At 34.7% G+C, this 1,616-nt stretch carries 1 protein-coding gene; it reads right to left on the bottom strand.

The window, feature by feature from the left end; genetic code table 11:
* Nucleotides 1–430: 430 nt before the first annotated feature.
* Nucleotides 431–1,510 carry an IS110 family RNA-guided transposase gene (locus tag BUC21_RS16175; RefSeq protein ID WP_073404353.1) on the bottom strand — a complete coding sequence of 360 codons (1,080 nt, stop codon included), beginning with the start codon at nt 1,508–1,510 and terminating at the stop codon, nt 431–433.
* Nucleotides 1,511–1,616: the final 106 nt, after the last annotated feature.

Raw genomic sequence — 1,616 nt, 5'->3', positions numbered from 1 at the left:
ATCTTCTATGTTGTAATCCAAATAACAAGAGTATTATTAATATTAATTATACTTTTTATTAGCTTTGTAATCAGGTAGTTGAAGAGGAAACAAGCTCTGCTGAGGAGCAACTTGTCAGCAATAAACTTCCTGCGTTACACTGTAACATTCTTTTTTTGGAGGGGAGGCTTGTTTGGTTTCCCCTTTCATGTTACAGATATCGCTATATGGCTAAGAAAACCTCTATTGATTGTTTCCTTACTTTCTATTTATTAATACTCCTATATAAACAACCTTCTATCAGTAGTTTAAACTGATATTGTTATCAGTTCTCTACATTTTCCTTTTTCAGTTTAATAGGAAGAGGCCGCAAACTCCCAAAGCAGGCTAAGCTGCAAGATAAACAAAGCGATCACTCTTATTCTGAAAGATATTTATATAGGTATTATTATTAAACCACTCCACATTCATATTTTTGTCTCTTTTTTAAAACATAATACATTCTGTTTAATAGTTTTCTTGCGATTCGTATTATAGCTTTATTGGGCTCCATCCTTTTACAGAGTTGTGAGAAACACATTGTCAGTGCCGGGTCTATTCTTACTGCAATCCAAGAACTTTCAATCAGGCATCTTCTTAAAATCGTTTTCTTTCTAAATGTCATTTCTCCATAATTCTCAGCCTCTCCACTTGAATGACAGGTGGGTATCATTCCTACAAAACCGGCTAACTTATCTGTATTTGCAAATCGTTCAATATCTTCTATCTCCGACAAAAAAGTAAGCCCTGTAACCAAACCAATTCCCGGAATGCTTCTTATTAGCTCTATTTCCTTTACATATTTCTCAGAAACAGCAAGACTATGGATTTTTCTATTGATTTCCAATAAAAGAACTCTTTGTTGCTCTACTTCCCTGATGAGTAATGACAAGGCATCGTTTCCATTGGCTGTATTAAGTGATACCTCCTCTTTTAACCATTTAAGAAAACGTCGGGACCAATGACTGGTTGATCTCAGAAATTCTGGAGGGTAAGATATTCCATAAAAATAAAGCAAAGCTTTTATGCGCTGTTTAAATCTAGTCATATCTTTCACCATTACGTCTCGAGTGCGTATCAATGTGCGGTTTTCCAATGTCTCAATGAATGGGACATGTATGCCAATGAGTTCATTAGCTCTTAAAGAACGGGCAATTTTCATACTATCACGGGAATCGTTTTTAAGTACATGTTCTTTCTGGCTAGTTGGTATATCGGCTGGATTAACCACAATGTTATTTATATTTAGCTTCTTAAGTTCGAAATGGATATTAAACCCGCAGAATCCGGCTTCATAGGCTGAATAATAAGTTCCACCAGGAAAATTAGTATTCAGGTAGTCCCTTAAAATTGAAGGCACAGGAGGTTGATTGAACGTTTTATGATGCAGGTATTCTGTGTAAATTGTCACATTCCAACTTTTCAAATGAACATCAATTCCAACATAAATATTTTCTCCTTCAAAATTTAGTTTGTTACTTTGTGTACGCATAAGCTTTGAGTATTTAATTGTTTAAGACTGATACCTCAAATATATTAATGCTCTTGGCTTATGCTTTGTTTTTCTGCATATTAATTACAAACATAGGGACTCCCAC

It is taken from the genome of Bacteroides luti (assembly GCF_900128905.1).
GTDB classification, from domain to species: domain Bacteria; phylum Bacteroidota; class Bacteroidia; order Bacteroidales; family Bacteroidaceae; genus Bacteroides; species Bacteroides luti.
The sequence above is the reverse complement of the archived record's forward strand: the minus strand, read 5'-3'. Positions and strand labels throughout refer to the sequence as shown.